The organism is Allobrachymonas wangyanguii, from assembly GCF_045055315.1.
In the GTDB taxonomy this organism is placed as follows: Bacteria; Pseudomonadota; Gammaproteobacteria; order Burkholderiales; family Burkholderiaceae_C; genus Brachymonas; species Brachymonas wangyanguii.
On sequence record NZ_CP173677.1, the window covers coordinates 750719 to 772877 of the forward strand.

Here is a 22159-nt window from a genome sequence, read left to right on the forward strand (position 1 = left end):
GCGGTGCAGCAGTCGGTTACAGCTGCTGCAGGCGGGTGATCGCCTGTTGCAGCAGCGGCAGGGCGCTGGCAGTAGAAAAACGCAGGAAGCGGCTGGTATCGGCGGTGCCGAAATCACGCCCCGGCGTGGCCACGATATGGGCGCGCTGCATCAGGGCAAAAGTCGCGTCCCAGCTGTTGTCCACGCCCAGCCGTTCGAACCAGGGACTGCAATCGGCCCAGGCGTAAAAGGCACCATCGGGCATCACCGGCACGTCCAGGCCGAGAGCCTGCAACTGTGGCACGAACCAGTCGCGGCGTGCGCGGAATTCGGCGCGGCGCTGCTCGTACAGCGCCAGGCTCTCCGGTTCGAAGCAGGCCAGTGCCGCATGCTGCGATACCGTGCTGGCGCAGATGAACAGGTGCTGCGCCAGCAGTTCGACCTGGCGTGCCAGTGCCGGCGGCAGCACCAGCCAGCCCAGGCGCCAGCCGGTCATGCAGAAATACTTGCTGAAGCTGTTGATGCTGATGATGTTGTCATCGATTGCCAGCGCGCTGTGGCTGTAGGCATCGTCGTAGCTCAGGCCCAGGTAGATCTCGTCCACGATGGTGACGCCGCCACGGGCCTTGACCACCTCGTGGATGGCACGCAGTTCCTGCGGCGCAATCGAGGTGCCGGTCGGGTTGGACGGCGAGGCCAGCATGACGCCGCGTGTGGCATCGGTCCAGTGCTGCAGCACCTGCTGCGCGCTGAGCTGGAAGCGCTGTTCCGCTGTGGCCGGGATCATGCGTGGCGTGCCACCGGCGACACTGACAAAGTGGCGGTTGCACGGGTAGCTCGGGTCCGGCATCAGGATCTCGTCGCCAGCCTGGATCAGGGCCAGGCAGACCAGTTGCAGCGCCGCCGAGGCGCCGGCGGTGACGACGATGCGGCCCGGATCAATCTGCAGGCCGAAACGGTCGGCATACCACTGGCTGATGCGTTCGCGCAGCGCGGGCAGGCCATTGGCGGCGGTGTACTGGGTCTGGCCGTCACGGATGCAGCGTTGCGCTGCCTCGGCGACCAGCGGAGCGGCGGTGAAATCGGGTTCGCCGATGTTCAGGTAGAGCATCGGATCGGCATCGGGCGGCAAGCCGGCCTGCAGCGCCTGCGCCGCCTTGGCGATCTCCATCACATGGAAGGGTTCGATGGCCCGGGCACGCTCGGCCAGGCGCAGGGCGGGCTGGCTCATGCGCGCGGCTTGCTGTCGTGCGCGACCTCGGTGGCACGCAGCTGGCTGGCCAGCGCGTGCAGGATGCCGTTGACGTACTTGTGACCATCGGTGCCGCCAAAGGACTTGGCCAGCTCGATGCACTCGTTCAGCACCACGCGCCAGGGCACGTCCGGGCAGTGGCGGAATTCGTACACGCCGATCCACATCACGGCATGCTCGATCGGGGAGATTTCCGGCCAGCTGCGGTCCAGGTGTGGCGTGATCAGCGCGTCCAGCTGTTCGGCCTGGTCCACGCAGCCGTGGAACAGCGCATCGAAATGTGCCATATCGCACTTGTGGAAGCCGCTCAGGTCACGCGTGAAGGCATCGATGGCGGCGGCATCGTTCTTGCCGACCAGGTACTGGTAGAGCGCCTGCACGGTGAATTCGCGCGCCAGGCTGCGCGGTGCCTTGCCGCTCTTGGCGCGTGGCTTGCCGGCAGCCCTGGCCGGCTTCTGTTGCGGCGGCTGCTGTGCTTGCAGCGAGGCGCTCAGCGCCTGTTCCGGCGTTTGCGGGGTATCGGGGGTATCAGGGGTCTGCATGGTGATCAGCTTGCCATGGTTTGCATCAGCAGCGCCATTTCCACGGCCACGCGGGCCGCATCGACGCCTTTCTCGACCTGGCGTGCCTGCGCCTGCTCCAGGTTCTCGACCGTGAGGATGGCGTTGGCAATCGGCAGTCCGTGGTCCAGCGAGACGCGCGTGACGCCGGCACCGGATTCATTCGCCACCAGCTCGAAGTGGTAGGTTTCGCCACGGATGATGCAGCCCAGCGCGATCAGGGCATCGTAGCCGGAGCGGTCGGCCAGCGATTGCAGCGCCAGCGGGATTTCCAGGGCGCCCGGGACTTGCACCAGGGTGACATGCTTGGCCTTCACGCCCAACTCCATCAGCTCGGACAGGCAGGCTTCGGTCAGGGTATCGGTGATGTCGGCATTCCAGCGCGCCTGCACGATGCCGATGCGCAGCTTCTTGCCATCCAGCTGGCCGGTGATCTCGGGGTTGCCCTTGTTCGCGTCTTTCATGGGGTGTTCTCTCAGGTAAGGATTCAGGACTCGGTGGGGGCAGAGGTAAAGCCGACCACCTCCAGGTCATAGCCGGCCATGCTCGGCATGCGGCGCGACTTGCCCATGATGTTGATCTTGCGCACGCCGCATTCGCGCAGCACCTGGGCACCAATGCCGTAGCTGCGCAGGTCGTGGCTGCGGTTGCCCGGTGCCACGCTGGGCTGGGCCGTGCCATTGAACTGGGCCAGCAGCTGTTCAGCGCTTTCGCCGCAGTTGAGCAGCACGACCACGCCACGCTGCTGCGCGTGGATGTGGCGCAGGCTGTCTTCCAGGCTCCAGCTGTGCAGCTGGCGATCCACCTCGAGCGCGTCGAGCACCGACAGCGGCTCGTGCACGCGCACCGGCACCACATCGCTCTCGTCCCAGTGGCCCTTGACCAGCGCCAGGTGCAGGTTGCCGCTGGGCAGATCCTGGTAGGCATGGGCCATGAATTCGCCGTGCGCGGTCATCAGCGTGCGGCTGGCCATCTTGCGGATCATGGATTCGGTGCGGCTGCGGTGCTCGATCAGGTCGGCAATGGTGCCGATCTTCAGGCCGTGTTCGGCGGCGAACTTCTGCAGGTCGGGCAGGCGGGCCATGGTGCCGTCATCATTCATGATCTCGCAGATCACGGCCGACGGGCTGGTGCCGGCCATGCTGGCCAGATCGCAGCCGGCTTCGGTATGGCCGGCGCGCATCAGCACGCCGCCATCCACGGCCTGCAGCGGGAACACGTGGCCGGGCTGCACCAGATCGCTGGCCTTGGCGTTGGGTGCCACGGCGGCCTGGATGGTGCGCGCACGGTCGGCGGCAGAGATGCCGGTGGTGACGCCTTCTGCCGCCTCGATGGAGACGGTGAAGGCGGTGGCGTAGACGGTGCCGTTGTTGGTGGTCATGGGCGACAGGCCCAGATGCTGGCAACGCTCGCGCGTGAGGGTCAGGCAGATCAGGCCGCGGCCATAGCGCGCCATGAAGTTGATGGCTTCGGGCGTGACGTGGTCGGCAGCGAGGATCAGGTCGCCTTCGTTTTCGCGGTCCTCGTCATCGATCAGGATCACCATCTTGCCCGCACGCATGTCGGCCACGATATCGGCCACGGGGGAGATGGGAGCGAGCACGGCATCGGCCGGCGCACGGGAAGTATCGGTCATGGGTATCTTCAAGTGGGCGCCCGCGTTGGGCGCTGCTGGGAGGGGTATTTCCCTATTATCGCGCATTGGGCTGCCAGCGCCAGCCATTTGGCGCTGGCTCCCTGCTGGCGATGGGGCCTCGTCAGCCTTGGCCGTCTTGTCGGCGCTGGGCCGCCTGCAGTGCCATGAAGGTCCACAACAGCAGCAGGCTGGCACCCCAGACGCTGGCCATGCCGATCGCCAGCTTGAGCCCGCTGCCAAACAGCAGCGGCACGACAAAGCCGGCCACCGTGGCAAACACCGACATCTGCACAAAGGATTGCATCGATGCCGCCATGCCCTGGTTGCGCGGGAAGTAGTCCATCGCCGCCATGGTCACGCTGGGCGTGAGGAAGGATAGGCCAAAGGAATAGGCAAACAGCGGCAGCACGGCCCAGGGCACGCTGATGGCCGGACCGGCCCACAGGTTGTAGCCGAGGTTGAGGGCTACACCCAGGCCGGTGATCCAGTAGGCCAGCACGACGAAGCGGCGCCGTGTCAGCCGCGCCGCCAGCCGCGCGGCCAGCGCCGAGCCGGTGATCAGGCCGCCGACCAGCGGGATGAACATCCAGCCGAAATCGGTTTCCTCCAGGTGCAGCAGATCCATGATGAAGTGCGCAGCCGAGCCGACGTAGAGCGAGAAGCCGGCAAAGGCCAGCGCCATCAGGAACACCAGCAGCATGAAGCGCAGGTGGGTGACCGAGGACAGATAGCCGCGCGCCAGCTGCGAGGCCTTGAATGGCTGGCGTTTTTCTTCCGGCAGGCTTTCCGGCAGATAGCGCCAGCACAGCACCAGCAGCAGCGCGCCGAAGACCGCCGAAGCGCCGAAAATCCAGCGCCAGCCCAGGTGCACCTCGAGCCAGCCGCCCATGATCGGAGCCAGCGCCGGTGCCAGGCCAAACACCATGGTCATGTGCGACATCATGCGTTGCGCATCCGGGCCGTGGAACAGGTCGCGCACCACGGCACGGCCAACGACACCGCCGCCGCCCGATCCCAGCCCTTGCAGCACGCGGAAGGCCAGCAGCCATTCGATGCTCGGGCTGAAAGCCGCGCCAATCGAGGCCAAGGTGTATAGCACCAGCGAGCCCAGAATCACCTTGCGCCGGCCAAAGGCATCGGACAGCGTGCCATAGAACAGCATCATGCCGGCCATGGCGTAGAGGAACAGGCTGAGCGTCTGCTGCATCAGCACATCGGTGGTGCCGAGATCGGCCCGGATCGAACGGAACGCGGGCAGGTAGGCGTCGATCGCCAGCGGGCCGACCATGGTCAGCGCCGACAGCAATAGCAGCATGCGGAAATAAAAGGACATCCCGTGAATGTAGCCGGGAATGGCGCGCGCAAACGGGACGCAGTTGCAATGCGCTGTAACGCCAGTCGGAGATCAGCGGGCCAGAAAAACGGCATGCCGTCAATGACCGCATGCCGTCCGGGGCAGGCCACAGCCTGCCAGGAGTGGTGCCGGATTACTGCGCCGTCCAGCCGCCGTCCATGTTCCAGGCCGCGCCGACGATGTTGTTGCCGGCCGGCGAGCAGAAGAACACCGCTAGCGCGCCCAGCTCTTCGGGCGTGGTGAAGCGCAGCGAGGGTTCCTTTTCGCCCAGCAGGTCCTTTTGTGCCTGCTCCACGCTGATGCCTTGTGCGGCAGCGCGGTCATCGATCTGCTTTTGCACCAGCGGGGTCAGCACCCAGCCCGGGCAGATTGCGTTGCAGGTCACGCCGTTCTGGGCGTTTTCCAGTGCCACGGCCTTGGTCATGCCGACAATGCCGTGCTTGGCGGCGACGTAGGCGGTCTTGCCGGCCGATGCCACCAGGCCGTGGATGGAGGCCACGTTGATGATGCGGCCCCAGCCGGCCTGCTGCATGGCCGGCAGTGCCAGGCGCATGGTGTGGAAGGCGCTGCTCAGGTTGATGGCGATGATGGCGTCCCACTTTTCGACCGGGAAGGATTCGATGTTGGACACGTGCTGGATGCCGGCGTTGTTGACCAGGATGTCGACGCGGCCGAATTCCTGCGCGGCAAACTGCATCATGGCTTCGATCTGGTCCGGCTTGCTCATGTCGGCGCCGTGGTAGGCCACGCGCACGCCGTGGTCACGACCGGCTTCCAGTACTTCGCGCTGCGGCCCGTCGGCATCGCCAAAACCGTTCAGTACCACGTTGGCACCCTGGGCCGCCAGTGATTTGGCAATGCCCAGACCGATGCCGCTGGTGGAACCGGTAACCAATGCCGTCTTGCCTTTCAACATGTGTCTCTCCTCGCAAATAGGTGAATATCAGGTAGTATCAAAAATCATCATAACAGCGCCGCGGGGCCAGATTATTGGCATCCCTACGGCGAGCGAGGAGACAACATGACGACATCGGCACCCGCCCTTCATCACATGGTTTGCAACGCAGGGCCGCAGGCCTTCCGGCAGGCCTGGTGGCAGTGGGGCCAGCCTGATGCCGCGCACGTGGTGGTCTGTGTGCACGGCCTGACGCGTCAGGGCCGCGACTTTGACGCGCTGGCCCAGACGCTGCTGGCCGATGCCGCTGCGCGTGGTCTGCCGCCACTGCGCATCATCTGCCCGGACATTGCCGGTCGTGGCCAGAGCGAATGGCTGCGTGACCACACGCTGTACCAGGTACCGGTTTACGTGGGCGCCATGCTGCAGCTGCTGGCACACTTGCAGCAGCAGGCTCCCATCACCCGACTCGACTGGGTCGGTACCAGCATGGGCGGCCTGATCGGCCTGGGCATGACGGCGGCGCAGGCGCTGCCGGTCTGGCCGCAGGGCGTGCCGCACTTCAGCCGCATGGTGCTGAATGACGTGGGCCCGACGCTGTCCTGGCAGGCGCTGAGCCGCATCGGCAGCTATGTGGGCGACACAGGTCATTTCGCCAGTGAGGCAGAGGCAGTGGCGCATCTGCGTGAACGCTTTGCCGCCTTTGGCCCGCATTCGGATGAGGAATGGACGCAATTGAACCAGGCGCAGCTGATGCCGCACCCGCAGGGCGGCTGGCGCCAGCATTATGATCCGGCGATTGGCCGTGCCTTTGGCGATATCAGCCAGGACGCCTGGGCGCAGGGCGAGGCCATGCTGTGGCAGATGTACGACGCGATCCAGGCGCCGCTGCTGCTGCTGCGCGGTGCCGATTCCGATCTGCTGCCGCACGAAACCGCGCAGGCCATGCGGCAGCGCGGCCCGCGCGCCCAACTGGTCGAGTTTGCCGGCGTTGGCCATGCGCCCACCATCGTGGCGCAGGACCAGCGTGATGCCGTCACCGGTTTCCTGCTGAACCCCTTGCCGGAGCCTGAAGCCCAGGCTGCCTGATATTTTTTTTGTGCCGCAGCGGCACCCTGAAGAAAGACATGAACACTGGACAGAATCCCGTCCCACCCTTGCCCCAGCCGGGACAGGGGGTGTCGGACGTGGTGCAGGCCGCCTCGGACATGCTGCCGGAATCGGCAGACATCCTGACGCGGGCGCGCCATTTTGCCGCGCCGCTGCTGGCCAACAGCAAGCTGGGCACCGGCGAGAACGAACTGCAGCATGCCGATGGCATGGCGCGCATCCTGGAACAGATGGGGGGTGCGCCGGCGCTGCAGGCGGCGTCCTACCTGATCTATACCGCCTCGCACCTGAGCAAGCCCGAGGACATCATCGGCCAGAACTTTGGCCAGGAATACACCGAGCTGGTGCTGCAGGCGATGCGCCTGATGCAGCTGCAGAAGCACCACCGCGAACAGGGTCGCGACCAGGTCGCCGACATGTCGAGCCAGCTCGAGGCGGTGCGCAAGATGCTGCTGGCGTTCTCGCGCGACCTGCGCGTGCTGCTGCTGCGGCTGGCATCGCGGCTGCAGACGCTGCGCCACTTTGCCGCCAGCAAGAGCGAATGCCCGTATGCCATGGCCTACGAATCGCTGCATGTGCTGGCACCGCTGGCCAACCGGCTCGGTATCTGGCAGATCAAGTGGGAGCTGGAAGACCTGGCGTTCCGCTTTCTCGAGCCCGATGTCTACCGCGATGTGGCGCGACTGCTGGACGAGAAGCGCGTCGAGCGCGAGCAGCGCGTGGAGCGCCTGCGCATGCAGGTGCATGAGGGCCTGCTGGGCCAGGGTATCAGCGCCAGCCTGCAGGCGCGGCCCAAGCACATCTACAGCATCGTCAAGAAGATGCGCGGCAAGAAGCTGGAGTTTGACCACATCTACGACGTGATGGCGCTGCGCGTCATCGTGCCGGAGCTGAAGGACTGCTATGCGGCACTGAGCTGGGTGCACAGCACTTTCGAGGCGGTGCCGTCCGAATTCGATGACTACATCGTCAAGCCCAAGGCCAACGGCTATCAGTCGCTGCATACGGTGGTGATGCATGCCGAGGAGGGCCATCCGAGGCGGCCGCTGGAGATCCAGATCCGCACCCAGGCGATGCACGACCATGCCGAAACCGGCGTGGCGGCGCATTGGGCCTACAAGGAAGCCGGAGCCAAGGGCTATGCCGGCCACAGCGCCAACAGCAGCTACGACAGCAAGATCGCAGCGCTGCGCCAGCTGCTGGCCTGGGAGCGTGATTTTGCCCAGACTGGCAGTGAGCAGCCCGGAGGCCCAAGCGCCGGCACCCAGCATGCCTTGCTGGAAGACCGCATCTATGTGCTGACGCCCGATGCCGCGATTGTCGAGTTGCCGCAGGGGGCCACGCCGGTGGACTTTGCCTATGCGGTGCATACTAGTGTCGGCCACCGCTGCCGTGGTGCACGCGTGGACGGCCAGATGGTGCCGCTGCAGACCAAATTGCAGAGCGGCCAGACGGTGGAAGTCGTCACCGTCAAGGAAGGTGGCCCGTCACGCGACTGGCTGAATCCGGAGCAGGGCTATCTGGTCAGCAACCGCGCGCGTGCCAAGGTGCGTGCCTGGTACAACGCGCAGATCACGCAGGAAACCGTGGCGCGCGGCCGCGAGGCGGTGGAAAAACTGCTGCAGCGCGAAGGCAAGACCTCGACCAACCTGGTGCATCTGGCCGAGCAGTTGGGTTTTGACAGCCCGGATGCGCTGTTCGAGGTGGTGGGCAAGGACGAGTTCTCGCTGCGCAATATCGAGGCCGTGCTCAAGCCGCAGGCACCACAACTGACCGAGGATGAGGTGGTGCTGCAGAAGACCACCGCCATGGGCGAACGCGCCCGGCGTGCCGGCCAAAAGGGTGGCGTGCTGGTGGTGGGCATGGGGTCGCTGCTGACGCAGCTCGGCAAGTGCTGCAAGCCGGCACCACCTGATGCGATTGGCGGCTTTGTCACGCGCGGCAAGGGCGTGAGCGTACACCGGCTGGATTGCGCCAACTACCGCAGCATGGTGCGCGATCATCCCGAACGCTGTATCGATGTGGAGTGGGAAGGATCTGACAGCACGGCCGGGCAGTACCCGGTGGACGTGCTGATCCAGGCCAATGCGCGTACCGGCCTGCTGCGCGACATCAGCGAGCTGTTTGCCGCCGAGAAGATGCCGGTGCTGGGCATGCACAATGATGTCAGCAAGGGCATCACGCACATGACCATGACGGTGCAGGTGAGCGATACGCACAAGCTGGGCAAGGTGCTGCACGCCTTGCAGGGACTGCCAGGGGTGCATGGCGCGCGCCGTCGATGAAAAAATGTGGAAAGTTGACCGCACGTCTTGCACAAACGCAAAAATCCGGTCTATAATCTCACTTCTGAACAAGTTTCAGGCGCGTAGCTCAGTTGGTTAGAGCACCACCTTGACATGGTGGGGGTCGCTAGTTCGAATCTAGTCGCGCCTACCAATATAGAAAGCACCCAATGTAAAAATTGGGTGCTTTTTTATTGTCTGAAGGCCGGATTTTCCCTGTCATGCAGGGCTTGGTGTTACTATCCGCTGTGGCAGTCCCTATACTGTGCGCTTGCTGCTAGGGCATGCCCATGCTTGGCATTCATACACGTTGACAGGGAGCAGATAACATGAAAAACCGTTTCTTCACCATGCTGGCCGCACTGGCCCTGATGCTGGGCGTAGCCGGCACTGCCCAGGCGCAGGCCGTGGTCAGCAAGACATCGACCGCGCAGCTGGAATCCATCATGAAACAGGAAGGCTACAGCTACACCGTCGACAAGGATGGCGATCTGGTCTGGAAAATCGATGGCTATTCGGCGTTGCTGCTGATTCCCAAGGACAAGGAATCGATCCTGTTCCGTGCCTCGTTTGACCGGAACGTGCCGCTGAGCCGCATCAACAGCTGGAACCGCACCAAGAAATACTCCCGCAGCTACCTGGATGACGAAAACGACCCGGTGCTGGAACTCGACCTGGATCTGGAAGGTGGCGTGACGCAGGCGCGTATCGTGAGCTTCCTGAAAACCAGCAATATCTCGTTCAGCGTCTGGCGCAATGAGGTGCTGGTGGGCGACGAATAAGCGCTTGCTGCCATACGGACAGACAGGCACCTGGGGCTGATGCGCCAGGTGCCTTTTTCTTGTCTGCTCCCGTGTGACTGGCCAGGATGTCAGTCACGGTACTGCCCGATGGCCTCGAGTTGAGCATAGGCAGCGGCCGTACTGCGAGCCAGTGTGGCCTTTGCCATCTCGACAAACTGGCAGGTCTTGTTGGCATCGGAATGCAGGCCGCGAGAGCGGATATGGAACTGCATGCGAAGATCCCGACGCAGATCCTCTGCCGCGTCGGATGCCTGGATCAAATGCCGGCTGGCTTCTTGCAAGGCATTCATCAGCTTCTCGAGATGCGGCCCCATATGGCTGCTCAGAGGACCCTCTGATGGGTATTCGTCCATCTCCTCATCAAGACTGGTGTGACGGTATGGTGCTGGTTTCATGTCTTTCTCCTGTTGATTCAAATACGTGCTCTCAGAAAACCGCCAGGGCAACACCCATACCCACCAATAGCGCCATCAGGTAATCGGGATTTGACCCGCGGCCAATGCGGTGAAGATCATTCAGGATGACGGGTGTCATGCAGATCAGGTAGGCGTACCACGGAAAGCTGGTGTCCATGATGCCGAACCAGGGTTTCAGGATCAGGTAGCTGGCCACGGCACCTATGCCGGCTCCGATTACCAGCAAGGTCCGGGAGGCTTCTTCCGCGGCGATTTTTGCGAATACGAGGCCGGTGATGTTGATGATCAGGGGCGTAATGATGAACAGTCCGACCAGATAGGCGATGATGGCTTGCATGAGGTTTTCCTAAAAAAAGAATGCAGCAGGGCGGGCGCTGACGGGCAGCACCATGCTGGCGCGGGGTTCGCGCTGGGTGGATTCAGGGGGGAATGAAGGCCGTCTACGTTGACGGTGCAGAGGGCTGGCGCCTGGCGGGCTGCACCAGGGCGACATCCAGTACATCGCGCAGATCCACCTGCTGCTCCTGTGCCGGCGCGGTCTCCAGCTGCAGCTGCCAGCCATCGTGCCGGATGCGCAGCTGGGTGGGCGTGCCACTGATGATGGGAGGAGGTGCGCCTTCCGTCGTTTTCAGCGTGATGCGCAATGGCTGTTCGCGCAGCAGGCCATCGATCAGCGTGGTGAATGTCAGGTCTGACAGCTCCGGCACGCCTGGCATCTCGATGGCGATCTTCTTGTCCAGGCGGTGCATGGGGTACTCAGTCTCGAACAGCATGCGCTTGAGCATGTCCCGCATGGGCCAGACGAACGGCCCCAGCAGCTGCGGCGCGATCTTCTCGACCATGTTGTTCAGCGTCAGGAAGGCATAGGCCTGCGCCGGCTTGAGCCAGATGCCGGGCAGCATGCGGCTGGGCACGCCAAAGCCTTGTTCGGGATCGATATGGTAGGTGCCGGTATCCCGGTTCCAGACGATGGGCGTGTTCATCTGGCTGCGCATCAGCTCCAGGTCCCGGTGGATGGTGGCACGCGAGACTTCCAGATCGGCCATGAGCTGGGCCAGGGTCACGCCGGTGGCCCGGCTCATCAGGGCCTGGATGCGGGAAAGACGGACGGAACGTTCCATGTCAGGCAGCGGCCTCCAGCAGAAAGGTGTGGGCGTGGGCTTTCATCGTATTGTCGTGCAAGTCGAGCACCGGACGGATGCTGTCGTTGTCGTCGCGCTGATAGCCGCCGGCCAGGTTCCAGGCTACCGGCAGGCCGAGTTCGCGGCAGGTGGCAAACACGATCTGGTCGCGGCGCAGCATCTGCGCCGTCGTCAGGTAGCCGCCCAGCGGATCATCGATATGGCTGTCGGCACCGGCCTGGTAGATCAGCAGGTCGCAATCGGCAAACCGCTGCCGGATATCCTGCGCCAGCTGGTCAAGAAAAGCCTCGGCCCGGTGCTGGCTGACGCTGCGGCTATCGTGCACCACGACCTGGCCCAGGCCGCGCTTCTGGATGATATCGGCCGTGCCATTGCCCCAGTGCATGTCCAGGTCGAGGATGCCGACCTTTGCCGCCTTGCCGGTTATCAGCAGATCCAGCGCCGCCACCATCAGGCCGTTGAAGGTGCAGAAACCACCGCCAAAGTCGTAGCCGGCATGGTGAAAGCCGGAGCAGGGTGCCACCGCTGCCGTGCGGTTGTGCAGCGCGGCCAGGCAGGCATCGATCATGGCGCCGCAGGTGTAGGGCAGCGATGCCGCAACCTGGGGCGAGTGGTTGCCAAAGCCGTTCTGGATACTGCCGTCCAGCACGCCCTGGACATACCAGCGCTCATGGGCGCGCTCCAGCTGGGTGCGGCTGGCGGGCGTCGGCGGCAGGATCTGCAGCGGCAGACCGAGTGCCTGCCACGATTGCACGACCTCAGTTGGCTTGCCAGCGCTGGGCGAAAAACCCATGGAATCGGCCACCATTTGTTCGGAATAAAAAACGGGAATCTGCATGAAAACCTCCTGTCAACGTGATGGCTTTCATGCTAAGGAGCCCGAGTCTCATGGCGTGAGATACCCCCGGATCGTGTTGCAAGTGCTGACGGATGCGGCCAACAGCTGCCTTGAAAGCGGCAGCGCCTTGCTCCATATGTACAGCCAGATTGAACACAAGCCGTGGAGACCCTCATGCATCTCATCTGCCCCCAATGCCAGGCCAAGAACCGCGTGGCCGAATCCGATCTGGCCAAGGAACTGAACTGTGGCCGCTGCCAGACAAACCTGCTGCCGCAGCAGCCCGTGGCGCTGACCGATGCCAGCTTCCAGCGCTATACCAGCGGCACTGAACTGCCGGTGGTGGTGGATTTCTGGGCGCCCTGGTGCGGCCCCTGCCGCATGATGGCGCCACAGTTCGAACAGGCGGCGCAGGCCATGCAGGGCCAGGCTATCTTTGCCAAGCTTGATACCGAAGCCAACCCGCAGACCGGCACCGCGCTGGGCATTCGCAGCATTCCCACGCTGGCGGTGTATGTGGGCGGGCGCGAAGTGGCGCGCAAGTCTGGCGCCATGCCGGCAGCAGAGCTGCAGCGCTGGGTGCAGCAGGTGCTGGCGGGGCAGGCCTGAGAGCCTCTGGTGCCTGACAGGCCATCGAAATATAATCAAATATATAACGATGCGGAGTCCACCCGGAATCTGCCTTGCCAGGAGCTGTCCATGTCCGCTACCGCTTCCCCGGAAAACCTGTTGCGTCATGGCCTGACGCGTGTTCTGTCAGATGCGCAGTCGGGTGAGTTGCCGCTGTTTGTCTGGACGCAGGGCCTGCCCCAGGACGAATTGCTGGCCGTGGTGCGTTTCTGCCTGCCACGACTGGGCGCAGTACAGCCGATGCCCGCCGCTGAGTATCGACACCTGCAACAACAGGTACCACCCGACGTGGCGGTGCTGGCCTCCCTGTTGCAGCCGCAGCAACCGACGCATGCACCACAGGTGGCCGCCGGCTGGCTGGCACAGATGCTGGCGTGCCTGATCTGTTGCGACAGTCGCGACTGGTGGCAGGGGCTGGGTCTGCGTCAGCCCGCTGACGAGATGCGCCTGCTGCAGCACTATCTGCCGGATTTTGCCCCGCAGCAGGTAGCGCAAGGGCGTGGCCGACAGGCGCTTGTGCAGGCTTGGGTCATGGCAGGTGGCCATCACGCACTGGCACGCCGCGCATGATGGAACCCTTCTTGCTGCATCCGATTGGCACCATCCACACGCCGTTCCGGCAGGCCGTCAATACACCGATCCAGCCGCTGGCAGCTGAAGGCGTGCGCGGCCATATCGATCTGTTGCCGGAGTATGCCGACGGGCTGAAGGATATCGAGGGCTTCAGCCACCTGACCCTGGTCTACCAGTTCCACCAGATCCGCACACCGGCACTGCGTGTGGTGCCGTTCATGGATACCGAGGAACATGGCATTTTTGCCACCCGCTCGCCCAAGCGGCCGAACCGCATCGGACTGAGCACGGTGCGGCTGCTGGAGGTGCAGGGCTGTCGCCTGCTGATCGATCAGGTGGACATGCTGGACGGCTCGCCGCTACTGGATATCAAGCCGTTCTACCCGCGCTATGACAACCGTGCTCCAGAGGGGGTGCGCATTGGCTGGCTGGCGCGCAATGAAAATCCGCCGTTGACGCAGCTGCGCGCAGACCGGCGTTTCGAGGACTGAGGCGGGCGACTTGGCCCAGCAGCTTGCCGCGGATGCCCTGGAAGCGCTTCAGGATCTGGCGCGTGCGCTCGGGCGGGAAGTGGCTCTGGAAGGCTGCGCACCCCGGCAGATAGCCAGTCCATGCGCAGCACCTGGTTGTTGAACCAGCGGAAGATCTCCATGCCGTCACCCTTGCAGAGGATTTATTGTTTCAATACTTGTTTGAATTTTAAATCAACTGCAGGCGAAGTAAAGCGGCGTGGCGCAGGGCGGCACGCCTCCGGTGCATGGCATCAGGCCTTGGCCTCGGGGGCCGGGCCAAACAGGCGCGGCGTGAGCTTGACATACCAGGCGGCGGCCTGCACCTGCACGATGTAGGCGAGTGCAATCAGCAGCGCGGCATCGGCACCGGCAGCGCCAAATACGCCCATGGCAATTGCCAGCGCAATCGACAGGTTGCGCATCACCGTGCCATAGACCAGTGCGATGCCGTCACCGCGCGCAAACAGGCGCTTGCCGATGACGGTGCTGAGCACGAAGTTGATGGCGTACATGACCAGCAGCGGCAGGAAGTAGGCCGGTACCAGGGCCGGATCGGAGACGATGTCACGCGCCTTCAGCGCCATGGAGACGAACACGATGCCGATCACGCCCAGCGTGGACCAGGGCGGGAACTTCTGCTTGATCTTCTGGTGGAAGGCCTGCTCGCCATGGCGGCCAATCAGCCAGCGTTGCGTCAGCAGGCCGAGCAGGAGCGGCAGGAACACGATCAGGGCAATCTGGGTGAAGACTTGCAGCAGCGGGATCTCGACTGTGGCACCGAGCAGCAGTTTCAGGTAGATCGGTGTCAGCAGCGAACCGGCAAGCAGGCCGAGTACCGTCATCTGCACCGCGGCCGGGACGTTGCCCTTGGCAAAGCCGGTCCAGGAAATCGTCATGCCGGAGGTGGGCAGCAGGGAGGTTAGCAGCAGGGCCAGGCGCGCCATCGGCTGGTCGGCAAAGAACAGCAGGCCCAGGCCATAGCCAATCGCCGGCATCAGGATAAAGTTGATCAGCATGGCGGTGAGCTGCAGCTTGCCGGAATCCATGCGTACCAGGGCGCGTGCCTGGAAGCTGACCATCATCGGATATACCATCAGGAAGGTCAGCGGCAGGATGGCATCGCGCAGGAAGCTGGCATTGGTGGCCAGGCCGAACAGTAGCCCCAGCAGCATGGAGATCGGGATGCTCCAGACCAGGTTTTTCTGCATCCAGTTGAGCAAGTTGGACATGTGGCGCTCCGGGAACAGTCAAAAAAGCGAACCTGATCCGGGGACGAGGTTCGCTGCAGGTTGTGGGCGAGAGGATCAGAAGCCCAGGGTGTGCATGCCCGGCTTGACCAGGTGGGCTGCCACGTCAGCCGGTTTGGCCGGCGTCACGCCGTCGATCAGGTCGGACGGCTGCTTGCCGGTGTTGGGCAGGTAGAGCGCGCAGACTTCGACCTTGGCACCGTTCTTGATCAGGCCCTGCAGCAATTGCTGCGGCGTGACGTTGTTCGGCTTGAGGGCGGGCATCTGCTGGCCTTTCAGGGCGATGTCGCCGGCAGCATCGCACAGCAGCACGCGCACGGAGTGCTTTTGCGCCTGGGCTTGCGTGGCCAGGACCAGGCCGGCACCCTGGGCCATGGGCTGGCCGGAGTGAATGTTGACGAGCAGCTCTTCGGCCTGGGCGGCAGTGCCCAGGGCCAGCAGGCCGGCGGCGAGGGTGGCGGTCAGGATCTTGGTCATGCGGGTCTCCTTTCAGCATGGGTGGAATAATCCATGCATTTTAATATCAAAAGATATAAAGTGTGCAGCGATGCCGCATGACCCGCAAGCGAGCTCAGGCCACGCGATAGGCGGTCGAGGTGAACAGCGCCAGCGCGTTGCCCAGTCCGTCGGTGACCATGACTTCGTAGTGGGCGAACTTGCGCGTGCCGCCAACGCGCTTGGCGGTGGCGATCAGCTGCTTGTCCTTGGCCGCGGCCATGTAGCGGATCTCGGCCTGCAAGCCGATAAAGCTGCCTTCACCGGCATTGCAGGCCGAGGCAAAGGCGAAATCGGCCAGCGAGAAGATCACGCCGCCATGGACGCCACCGAGGATGTTGGTGTGCTCTGGCGTGATGTCCATGCGGAAGATGGCCTGCTCGAAGCTGCTTTCCAGCTGTTGGGCTCCGAGGACGAGGGCGAAACGGTCTTGGGCGATGGGGGTCAAGTGAAGCTCCTGTGCAATAAGGGATGTCTGGTCAAGCGTCTATCGTAGGCGATCAGGGCGTGGATGCGGCGGGGCGGCTGTCAGCCTGATCGTGTTAGGCTAGCGGCCTGATTCTTGGAGGAATTGACCGTGACTGCGCCTGTATCCCATTCCCCGCGCCCGCTGCCCGACGCGCTGCGCGATACCTTGCAACAGAGATTTGGCGAGCGTTGTTCGGCGTCCCTGGCGGTGCGCGAGCAGCATGGCCGTGACGAATCGCCGTTTGATGTGGACCCGCCCGAGCTGGTGGTGTTCTGTGAGTCCACCGAAGAAGTCGCCTTTGTCATGCAGCAGGCGCATGCGCATGCGGTGCCGGTGATTCCCTACGGGGCCGGCTCCTCGCTTGAAGGGCATCTGCTGGCAGTGCAGGGCGGCATCAGCCTGGATGTATCGCGCATGAACCGCGTGCTGCGCGTGAGCGAGGACGACCTGAGCGTGACCGTGCAGGCCGGCGTGACGCGTGAACAGCTCAACAGCGAGATCCGCCATACTGGGCTGTTCTTTCCGCTGGATCCGGGTGCCAACGCCAGCATTGGCGGCATGACGGCCACGCGTGCCAGCGGCACCAACGCGGTACGCTACGGCACCATGCGCGAGAACGTGCTGGCCCTGACGGTGGTCACGGCCGACGGCCGCATCGTGCGGACCGGCACGCATGCGCGCAAGTCCAGCGCCGGCTACGACCTGACGCGCCTGTTCGTCGGCAGCGAGGGCACGCTGGGCGTGATCACCGAAATCACGGTGCGTATCTACCCGCAGCCAGAGCATGTGGCGGCGGCCGTGGTGCAGTTCCCCACGGTGGCCGATGCCGTCAACACCACCATCCAGATCATCCAGCTGGGCGTGCCGATTGCGCGCTGCGAGCTGCTGGACGCCAATGCCGTGCGCGCCGTGAACCGTTACGACAAGCTGGAGCTGGCCGAATCGCCGATGCTGTTGATGGAGTTTCACGGCAGTGCCGCGGGCGTGCAGGAGCAGGCCGAGCTGGTGCAGGAGATTGCCGCCGGCCATGGCGGTAGCGCTTTCGAGTGGGCGCACCAGCCGGAGGAGCGCAGCCGCCTGTGGAAGGCGCGCCACAATGCGCTGTTTGCCGGCTTGCAACTCAAGCCTGGCAGCCGTGCCGTCACGACCGATACCTGCGTGCCGATTTCGCGCCTGGCCGAATGCGTGGTCGAGACGGCGCAGGAGGCCGATGCCTCGGGCCTGCCTTACATGGTGGTCGGCCACGTGGGCGACGGCAACTTCCACATGCTGTACCTGACCGATCCGGCTATTCCGGCCGAGCGCGAGCTGGCAGAATCGCTCAATCGCCGTCAGGCGCTGCGCGCCATTCGCGCTGGCGGCACCTGCACCGGCGAGCACGGCGTTGGCCTGCACAAGATGGAGCTGCTGCAGGAAGAAGCGGGAGATGCCGCGATTGACCTGATGCGCACGCTCAAGCAGGCGCTGGACCCGCGCAACATCCTGAACCCGGGCAAGATCTTCACGCTGTAAACAGCACGACCGGGGCTGGCCCGGTCGTTGCTGTGGTCGTGGCTGGCGATCAGGCCGACTGCTGTTCGCGCAGCGCCTGCAGGCGCGCGATCACTTGCGGATCAGGCTGCTTCACGGTGGCAATCGTGCCTTGGTAGATCAGGCCCTGGTTGCCGTCCAGCGTCAGCGTGTCGCCTTCGCGCAGTTGCAGCGCGCCGAGTTGCAGGCTGCGGCTGCCCATGTCAATGCTCAGTGTTTCGCAACCGACCAGGCAGACCTTGCCCAGCTGGCGTGCCACCACCGCGGCGTGCGAGGTGCGCGCGCCGTTGCGCGTGAGCAGGCCGACCGAGGTTTCCAGTGCGGCGATGTCGTGCGTTTCCGCATCGGGGCGCACCAGGATCACGGCCGCGCCTTCGGCAGCACGCTGCAGGGCGCGCGCGGTATCGAGCGCGATCTCGCCGCTGCAGACGCCGGAGCAGGCGCTGGCGGCCTGGCCGGCGGGCTGTGCCGGCGTGCCGCTGTCATCGGCCAGATGGCTGGTGGCCAAGTCCTCCGGTTGCAGCGCGGCGGTGCGCTCGAGGGCGGTGTCGGTATCAATCAGGCCTTCGGCATGCAGGTCCAGCGCGATGCGGGCAGTGGCCAGCGGCGTGCGCTTGCCGGAGCGCGCCTGCAGCAGGTGCAGCTCGCCTTCCTCCACGGTGAATTCGAAATCCTGCATGTCGGCAAAGATGTCTTCCAGCGCGTCAGTGGCCTGTTCCAGCGCCTGCCAGGCTTCCGGCAGCAGGTCGGCTATGACCTCGTGGCCATGCGCGTTGCGGCGGCCGGACACCACGTCCTCGCCCTGGGCATTGGCCAGGAAGTCGATCCACAGCAGCGGCTCGCCAGTACTCGGGTTGCGCGTGAAGCCGACGCCGGCGCCGGAGCGGCCACCGGCGTTGCCGAACACCATGCGCTGGATCGTCACGGCGGTACCCATGGCGGCATCGATGCCGTTCAGGCGGCGGTATTCGCGTGCCTTGTCGGCTTCCCACGAGGCAAATACCGCCTGCACTGCCTGCAGCAGCTGGGTGTGCACGTCCTGCGGGAAAGCGTGGCCGGCGTGCTGCTGGTAGAGCAGCAGAAAGCTCTGTGTCAGTTCGCGCAGCTCGCTGAAGTCCAGCTGGCGCTCGTCACGGCCCTGGGTCACGCGCTGCAGCTCGTTTTCGAACAGCGCGGCTGGCAGGCCTTCCACCACTTCGCCATAGCTGGCGACCAGGCGGCGGTAGGCGTCCCAGACTAGGCGCGGGTTCCCGGTCTGGCGCAGCAGGCCGGGCACGGTGGCATCGCACAGGCCGATGTTGAGCAGCGTTTCCATCATGCCGGGCATGGATACCGGCGCACCGGAGCGCACCGACACGATCAGCGGCTTGCGCGGATCGCCAAGCTTGAGGCCGGTGGCCTGTTCCAGCGCCGGCAGGCCGATCTCGCGCAGCGGTGTCTGGTACTGCTTGCGGTGGTGGGCAAAGTAGGTGCCGACGACCAGCGCCGCCGGTACCGGCAGGCCGGCCTGCGCCATGCGCAGCAGGTTGAAGGCCTTGGAGCCCATGCTGTCGCGGCCGGCGTCTTCGGCCAGGCTGTGTTCCAGCGTGCGGGAGGAATCGATCAGGTAGAAATGGTCAGGCCAGACGGTGGCCTGGGTGCTCAGGGGGGCGTTCATGCGTGGACTCCGGATTTCTCGAATGCCATCTGGCGCAGGGCGTAACCGGTCGCGACCAGCGCGTCGGAGGCCTTTTCCAGCGTGGTGGCCAGCTCGGTGGCCAGCTGCATCGCGGCAGGCTGGTCATGCAGCGTGATGACGATGGTGCGGCGCGCTTCGCGCAGCAGTTCGTCGCAGGTGCGCTCGGCGCGCAGCATGCGCCACAGGGTTTCCAGGAACACATCGCTGTCGCGGCTGTCCAGCTCCGGGTCCAGCAGGCGGCCAATCTCGATCGCCTTGACCAGATCCTGGATCGCTGCCAGCGTGGTGTCGGCCAGCTTGCCGACGGTGGCCTGCACGGCGGCCGGCAGCGGTGCCGGATGCAGCTGCACCAGGGTCCAGAGGAAGGCAGTTTCTTCCAGTGCGTCGGCCACGTCATCGGCCTGCAGCAGCAGCTGCACCACCGGCTTCCAGCGCGGCTGGCGCTCGGCGCGCTGGCGCGCCTGCACCACCAGGCCGTCGGCGCGATGCTCCCAGCGCTTGATGCGCGCCACCAGCTGGCTGCTGTCTTCCTCGCCTTGCGCGATCAGGTCGCACACGGTCTGCGCCAGCGCGTGGCAGTAGGCGGCATGTTCCGCCATCAGGTCGAATTCCAGATGGTGCTGGGCCAATGCGCGGCCCATCAGCAGACGTGCCTTGTCCTCGATCACCGCCTGCGGCTGCTGTTCCAGCATCAGTGCGGTACACATGCGCATCAGCTCCAGCAGGAACTGGCGCGCGCCGGTTTCACCCAGCACGGTGTCGAGGCGGTCACCAAAGCGGAAGGCATCGCTGCCGACGGCTTCCATGGTGCTGTAGACCAGCTGCTCGCCGCCGGACATCAGCCAGCCCATGTGGCCATGGCCACGCGAGGAGGCGCGCTCCAGCAGGTCCACCGCCGTCGCCTTGTTGACAAACATCTGCAGGCGCTTGCGTGCGCGGTTCCAGTCGATCACGAACACGATGCGTGCCGCCACGTCTTCCAGGCCCTGCTCGAGTGCGGCATCGTCTTCGGCGTGCAGCGTGGCCTGGCCCACGGTATAGGGCTTGTTCTCGTTCATGCCCGGCGTCATCACCGATTCCGCCACTTCCCAGCTGAAGCCGGCCTGTTCCAGCAGGCGCTGGAAGAACTTGAAGCGGATCACGTGCAGCTCGGAGTAGGTCAGGCGGATGCTGCGGCCTTCGACCGTGATCACCAGCACGTGGGCATCGTTGGTGCCGATGTCGTTCTGGATCAGCAGGCGCTCGCCGTCCCGCGTGACGGCGGTGTCCAGGCCCGGGTGGCCGAACTTGAGCGGCGCCGTGCGGTTCAGGCCGCGCATGAAGGCGCGCACCAGCGGGCGGTCTTCCGGCTGGATATGCCAGACGTGGGCGCCGTCCAGGTTCTCGGTGGCGATCGCGCTGGCCAGGCCGTTGATCTGCTTGTGCAGGTCCATCACCAGCAGGTGGAAGCTGTCGCCGGAGCTGCGGTCGCCATGCGTCAGGCTGTTCAGGTTGGCGGCGCTCAGGCCTTCGTCGTCATGGCGCGATGTCAGCCAGTCATGCCAGTGTTCGCGGCGCTTGCGGAAGGACTCGGCATCGGCCACCATGCCGCCGTCGGTGATCGGGCGGGCCATGGTTTCCAGGTCAGCGTCCAGCGCCTGCAGCAGCTGCGCCATGTTGGGCAGCACCAGCAGCTGGTCGTCCATGTAGGCATGGCGCACCAGATCCTGCGTCCAGCCGGTCTGGCCAAGGCCGGCACGCGCCAGTTCCTGGCTCCAGTTGATATTCGAGTCATCGGCCGTCAGGGCATGGCGCGAGGCGGCCTGCAACAGCGAGAGATAGAGCTTGAGCCGGTCATTGGCTGCCAGGGCAGCGGTGATCCAGGCGGGCATCAGCAGCGACTGCTGGCCGAGGGAGGCAACGGCTTTGTCTTTTTGCAAGGCGGGTGTCCTGTCTGTGAAAAGAGGGCAGCCGCTTGCATGGACGCGAAGCTGCCCGGGCGCTGCAAGCATTGTCCCGGGCCAGCATGAAAGTTCCGTGTCACGCCGGTGACATGGAGCGGGCCGGCTCGCGTGGGCCGGCCGTCGTTGGGCAGATTACTGCTTGAAGGCCTCGATCGTGGCCAGGATGCGCACGCTCTTGGGCATGCCAAAGTCCACGCCGTAGTTCATGCCCCACTGGGTGCGGTCGATTTCGGCTACGAAATCGCCACCGCAGGCTTCGGTCTTGGCCATCGGGTTGGGGTAGCAGTTGAACTGGTTGGCGTTGAAGGTGATCGGGTGGGTCTGGCCCAGCAGCGTCAGCTTGCCGGTCACGGCCTTGACCTTGTCGCCATCAAAAATGAAGTTGTCGGACACGAAACGGATGTCCGGGTGCTTCTCGGCGGCAAACAGGTCGTCGCTCTTCAGGTGGTCGTCAAAGGCCTTGGTGCCGGTGTTGATCGATGCCGCCTTGAAGGTGATGTCGATCTTGCCGGTCTTGCGGCGCTGGTCGAATTCCACCGTGCCGGACTTCTCGTCAAAACGGCCACGGTTCACCGAAGCGCCAAAATGGCCGATCTCGAACGTGGTGAAAGTGTGCATCGGGTCGATCGCGTAGGTAGCGGCCTGGGCCGGTGCAGTTGCGAGCAGGGGCAGGGCAGCCACGGCGGCCAGGGTGAGCAGTTTTTGCATGGGAATCTCCAGAGGGAATCAGGGGGGCTGTGGGACTGTGAATAGAAATTGATTTCGTTTACTTTAACAACTGATGTGACGTAAATCACGCAACAGTCGTGTGT

The 22159-nt window shown here is 64.4% G+C and carries 23 protein-coding genes and 1 tRNA gene; 8 read left to right on the forward strand and 16 right to left on the reverse strand.

Annotated elements, in window-relative coordinates; genetic code table 11:
* Positions 1-16 precede the first annotated feature (16 nt).
* The 6 genes from ACI3EV_RS03525 to ACI3EV_RS03550 all read right to left on the reverse strand — a co-directional run bounded on the left by ACI3EV_RS03525 (position 17) and on the right by ACI3EV_RS03550 (position 5697).
* Positions 17-1195: a pyridoxal phosphate-dependent aminotransferase gene (locus ACI3EV_RS03525; protein WP_337690964.1), complete on the reverse strand. Its 1179-nt coding sequence runs from the start codon at positions 1193-1195 to the stop codon at positions 17-19.
* 11 nt (positions 1196-1206) lie between these two features.
* Complete coding sequence (nusB, locus tag ACI3EV_RS03530; RefSeq protein WP_018714337.1) at positions 1207-1773, reverse strand: transcription antitermination factor NusB; 567 nt, start codon at positions 1771-1773, stop codon at positions 1207-1209.
* Positions 1774-1778: 5 nt separating this feature from the next.
* Positions 1779-2255, reverse strand: coding sequence for a 6,7-dimethyl-8-ribityllumazine synthase (ribH, locus tag ACI3EV_RS03535; RefSeq protein WP_018714336.1), 477 nt, complete (start codon positions 2253-2255; stop codon positions 1779-1781).
* 23 nt (positions 2256-2278) lie between these two features.
* Entirely contained in the window at positions 2279-3427 is a 1149-nt protein-coding gene (gene ribBA, locus ACI3EV_RS03540; protein ID WP_337690895.1) for a bifunctional 3,4-dihydroxy-2-butanone-4-phosphate synthase/GTP cyclohydrolase II, read from the reverse strand.
* A 121-nt stretch (positions 3428-3548) separates the two neighbouring features.
* A complete protein-coding gene (locus tag ACI3EV_RS03545) occupies positions 3549-4760 on the reverse strand; it encodes a multidrug effflux MFS transporter (RefSeq protein ID WP_337690894.1) in 1212 nt (403 codons plus the stop codon).
* A 154-nt stretch (positions 4761-4914) separates the two neighbouring features.
* Positions 4915-5697: a 3-hydroxybutyrate dehydrogenase gene (locus tag ACI3EV_RS03550; RefSeq protein ID WP_329769870.1), complete on the reverse strand. Its 783-nt coding sequence runs from the start codon at positions 5695-5697 to the stop codon at positions 4915-4917.
* A gap of 105 nt (positions 5698-5802) precedes the next feature.
* On the opposite strand from ACI3EV_RS03550, the gene ACI3EV_RS03555 reads away from it, so the two are divergent.
* From ACI3EV_RS03555 to ACI3EV_RS03570, 4 genes are all read left to right on the forward strand, one after another.
* On the forward strand, positions 5803-6765 hold the full coding sequence (locus ACI3EV_RS03555; RefSeq protein ID WP_337690893.1) for an alpha/beta hydrolase: 963 nt from the start codon (positions 5803-5805) through the stop codon (positions 6763-6765).
* A 38-nt stretch (positions 6766-6803) separates the two neighbouring features.
* Positions 6804-9071, forward strand: coding sequence for a RelA/SpoT family protein (locus tag ACI3EV_RS03560; RefSeq protein WP_329769867.1), 2268 nt, complete (start codon positions 6804-6806; stop codon positions 9069-9071).
* 77 nt (positions 9072-9148) lie between these two features.
* Positions 9149-9225: transfer RNA gene (locus tag ACI3EV_RS03565), tRNA-Val, on the forward strand.
* Between the two features lie 175 nt (positions 9226-9400).
* Positions 9401-9853 carry a YbjN domain-containing protein gene (locus ACI3EV_RS03570; RefSeq protein WP_329769866.1) on the forward strand — a complete coding sequence of 151 codons (453 nt, stop codon included), beginning with the start codon at positions 9401-9403 and terminating at the stop codon, positions 9851-9853.
* Between the two features lie 89 nt (positions 9854-9942).
* Here ACI3EV_RS03570 and ACI3EV_RS03575 read toward each other — a convergent pair whose 3' ends face one another.
* The 4 genes from ACI3EV_RS03575 to ACI3EV_RS03590 all read right to left on the reverse strand — a co-directional run bounded on the left by ACI3EV_RS03575 (position 9943) and on the right by ACI3EV_RS03590 (position 12270).
* Positions 9943-10269: a hypothetical protein gene (locus tag ACI3EV_RS03575; RefSeq protein WP_329769865.1), complete on the reverse strand. Its 327-nt coding sequence runs from the start codon at positions 10267-10269 to the stop codon at positions 9943-9945.
* Positions 10270-10300: 31 nt separating this feature from the next.
* Positions 10301-10627: a hypothetical protein gene (locus ACI3EV_RS03580; RefSeq protein WP_329769864.1), complete on the reverse strand. Its 327-nt coding sequence runs from the start codon at positions 10625-10627 to the stop codon at positions 10301-10303.
* A 103-nt stretch (positions 10628-10730) separates the two neighbouring features.
* Positions 10731-11411, reverse strand: a complete 681-nt coding sequence (locus ACI3EV_RS03585) for an HTH domain-containing protein (RefSeq protein WP_329769863.1) — start codon at positions 11409-11411, stop codon at positions 10731-10733.
* A gap of 1 nt (position 11412) precedes the next feature.
* Positions 11413-12270, reverse strand: a complete 858-nt coding sequence (locus ACI3EV_RS03590; RefSeq protein ID WP_329769862.1) for a hypothetical protein — start codon at positions 12268-12270, stop codon at positions 11413-11415.
* A gap of 174 nt (positions 12271-12444) precedes the next feature.
* Between ACI3EV_RS03590 and trxC the strand changes: the two genes are divergently transcribed.
* The 3 genes from trxC to tsaA all read left to right on the forward strand — a co-directional run bounded on the left by trxC (position 12445) and on the right by tsaA (position 13964).
* The gene (trxC, locus tag ACI3EV_RS03595) at positions 12445-12879 is read left to right on the forward strand and encodes a thioredoxin TrxC (protein WP_337690889.1); all 435 of its coding nucleotides are present in this window, start codon (positions 12445-12447) and stop codon (positions 12877-12879) included.
* A 90-nt stretch (positions 12880-12969) separates the two neighbouring features.
* A complete protein-coding gene (locus tag ACI3EV_RS03600; protein ID WP_329769860.1) occupies positions 12970-13470 on the forward strand; it encodes a nitrogen fixation protein NifQ in 501 nt (166 codons plus the stop codon).
* Positions 13467-13964 (forward strand): tRNA (N6-threonylcarbamoyladenosine(37)-N6)-methyltransferase TrmO, encoded by a 498-nt coding sequence (gene tsaA / locus ACI3EV_RS03605; protein WP_329769859.1) that lies wholly within the window; start codon positions 13467-13469, stop codon positions 13962-13964. Before ACI3EV_RS03600 ends, tsaA begins: the two co-directional genes overlap by 4 nt.
* 272 nt (positions 13965-14236) lie before the next feature.
* Here tsaA and ACI3EV_RS03610 read toward each other — a convergent pair whose 3' ends face one another.
* From ACI3EV_RS03610 to ACI3EV_RS03620, 3 genes are all read right to left on the reverse strand, one after another.
* Positions 14237-15214 (reverse strand): bile acid:sodium symporter, encoded by a 978-nt coding sequence (locus ACI3EV_RS03610; RefSeq protein WP_329769858.1) that lies wholly within the window; start codon positions 15212-15214, stop codon positions 14237-14239.
* Positions 15215-15289: 75 nt separating this feature from the next.
* The gene (locus ACI3EV_RS03615; RefSeq protein ID WP_337690884.1) at positions 15290-15709 is read right to left on the reverse strand and encodes a DsrE family protein; all 420 of its coding nucleotides are present in this window, start codon (positions 15707-15709) and stop codon (positions 15290-15292) included.
* 94 nt (positions 15710-15803) lie between these two features.
* Complete coding sequence (locus ACI3EV_RS03620; RefSeq protein ID WP_329769856.1) at positions 15804-16175, reverse strand: PaaI family thioesterase; 372 nt, start codon at positions 16173-16175, stop codon at positions 15804-15806.
* A gap of 129 nt (positions 16176-16304) precedes the next feature.
* Between ACI3EV_RS03620 and ACI3EV_RS03625 the strand changes: the two genes are divergently transcribed.
* Positions 16305-17708 carry an FAD-linked oxidase C-terminal domain-containing protein gene (locus ACI3EV_RS03625; RefSeq protein WP_329769855.1) on the forward strand — a complete coding sequence of 468 codons (1404 nt, stop codon included), beginning with the start codon at positions 16305-16307 and terminating at the stop codon, positions 17706-17708.
* 49 nt (positions 17709-17757) lie between these two features.
* On the opposite strand, the gene ACI3EV_RS03630 is transcribed toward ACI3EV_RS03625, so the two are convergent.
* The 3 genes from ACI3EV_RS03630 to ACI3EV_RS03640 all read right to left on the reverse strand — a co-directional run bounded on the left by ACI3EV_RS03630 (position 17758) and on the right by ACI3EV_RS03640 (position 22055).
* Positions 17758-19383 (reverse strand): PEP/pyruvate-binding domain-containing protein, encoded by a 1626-nt coding sequence (locus ACI3EV_RS03630; RefSeq protein ID WP_337690880.1) that lies wholly within the window; start codon positions 19381-19383, stop codon positions 17758-17760.
* Positions 19380-21323, reverse strand: a complete 1944-nt coding sequence (locus tag ACI3EV_RS03635; RefSeq protein ID WP_329769853.1) for a DUF47 family protein — start codon at positions 21321-21323, stop codon at positions 19380-19382. Before ACI3EV_RS03635 ends, ACI3EV_RS03630 begins: the two co-directional genes overlap by 4 nt.
* 156 nt (positions 21324-21479) lie before the next feature.
* Positions 21480-22055, reverse strand: a complete 576-nt coding sequence (locus ACI3EV_RS03640; protein WP_329769852.1) for a YceI family protein — start codon at positions 22053-22055, stop codon at positions 21480-21482.
* Between the last annotated feature and the right edge of the window lie 104 nt (positions 22056-22159).

Bases quoted from the DNA above. Each gene is read 5' to 3' on its own strand.
- ACI3EV_RS03580 (WP_329769864.1), bottom strand. From the start codon at position 10,627: ATGCAAGCCATCATCGCCTATCTGGTCGGACTGTTCATCATTACGCCC.
- ACI3EV_RS03555 (WP_337690893.1), top strand. From the start codon at position 5,803: ATGACGACATCGGCACCCGCCCTTCATCACATGGTTTGCAACGCAGGG.
- ACI3EV_RS03630 (WP_337690880.1), bottom strand. From the start codon at position 19,383: ATGAACGCCCCCCTGAGCACCCAGGCCACCGTCTGGCCTGACCATTTC.
- ACI3EV_RS03640 (WP_329769852.1), bottom strand. From the start codon at position 22,055: ATGCAAAAACTGCTCACCCTGGCCGCCGTGGCTGCCCTGCCCCTGCTC.
- ACI3EV_RS03585 (WP_329769863.1), bottom strand. From the start codon at position 11,411: ATGGAACGTTCCGTCCGTCTTTCCCGCATCCAGGCCCTGATGAGCCGG.
- nusB (WP_018714337.1), bottom strand. From the start codon at position 1,773: ATGCAGACCCCTGATACCCCCGATACCCCGCAAACGCCGGAACAGGCG.
- ACI3EV_RS03550 (WP_329769870.1), bottom strand. From the start codon at position 5,697: ATGTTGAAAGGCAAGACGGCATTGGTTACCGGTTCCACCAGCGGCATC.
- tsaA (WP_329769859.1), top strand. From the start codon at position 13,467: ATGATGGAACCCTTCTTGCTGCATCCGATTGGCACCATCCACACGCCG.
- ACI3EV_RS03575 (WP_329769865.1), bottom strand. From the start codon at position 10,269: ATGAAACCAGCACCATACCGTCACACCAGTCTTGATGAGGAGATGGAC.
- ACI3EV_RS03600 (WP_329769860.1), top strand. From the start codon at position 12,970: ATGTCCGCTACCGCTTCCCCGGAAAACCTGTTGCGTCATGGCCTGACG.
- ACI3EV_RS03545 (WP_337690894.1), bottom strand. From the start codon at position 4,760: ATGTCCTTTTATTTCCGCATGCTGCTATTGCTGTCGGCGCTGACCATG.
- ACI3EV_RS03615 (WP_337690884.1), bottom strand. From the start codon at position 15,709: ATGACCAAGATCCTGACCGCCACCCTCGCCGCCGGCCTGCTGGCCCTG.
- ACI3EV_RS03570 (WP_329769866.1), top strand. From the start codon at position 9,401: ATGAAAAACCGTTTCTTCACCATGCTGGCCGCACTGGCCCTGATGCTG.
- trxC (WP_337690889.1), top strand. From the start codon at position 12,445: ATGCATCTCATCTGCCCCCAATGCCAGGCCAAGAACCGCGTGGCCGAA.
- ACI3EV_RS03560 (WP_329769867.1), top strand. From the start codon at position 6,804: ATGAACACTGGACAGAATCCCGTCCCACCCTTGCCCCAGCCGGGACAG.
- ribBA (WP_337690895.1), bottom strand. From the start codon at position 3,427: ATGACCGATACTTCCCGTGCGCCGGCCGATGCCGTGCTCGCTCCCATC.
- ACI3EV_RS03590 (WP_329769862.1), bottom strand. From the start codon at position 12,270: ATGCAGATTCCCGTTTTTTATTCCGAACAAATGGTGGCCGATTCCATG.
- ribH (WP_018714336.1), bottom strand. From the start codon at position 2,255: ATGAAAGACGCGAACAAGGGCAACCCCGAGATCACCGGCCAGCTGGAT.
- ACI3EV_RS03610 (WP_329769858.1), bottom strand. From the start codon at position 15,214: ATGTCCAACTTGCTCAACTGGATGCAGAAAAACCTGGTCTGGAGCATC.